Genomic DNA, 222 nt, shown 5'->3' with positions numbered 1-222 from the left:
CACGCGGGCGGGCAGCTACGAGCGAACGCTGCAGACCAAGGCGGGCGACGTCAATCTGAAGGTTCCGAAGCTACGGCGGCAAACCTTCGAGACGGCGATTATCGAGCGCTAGCTGATGGCCGTGGACGACGTCGCAGGTATCATCGATGTCGAGCGTGACGGATGCCGGCTCGTGGGGGTAGCTATCCATCCATGCGTCGACCAAAATGTAGGTCAGTCGGA

General features: G+C 61.3%; 1 pseudogene. It reads left to right on the top strand.

Annotated elements, in window-relative coordinates:
• A pseudogene (locus QJT78_RS52700) lies at positions 1 to 109 on the top strand (transposase); the annotation flags it as partial.
• Positions 110 to 222 lie beyond the last annotated feature (113 nt).

It is taken from the genome of Bradyrhizobium sp. Mp27 (genome assembly GCF_029953005.1).
Classification (GTDB): Bacteria; Pseudomonadota; Alphaproteobacteria; order Rhizobiales; family Xanthobacteraceae; genus Bradyrhizobium; species Bradyrhizobium barranii.
The sequence above is the reverse complement of the archived record's forward strand: the minus strand, read 5'-3'. Positions and strand labels throughout refer to the sequence as shown.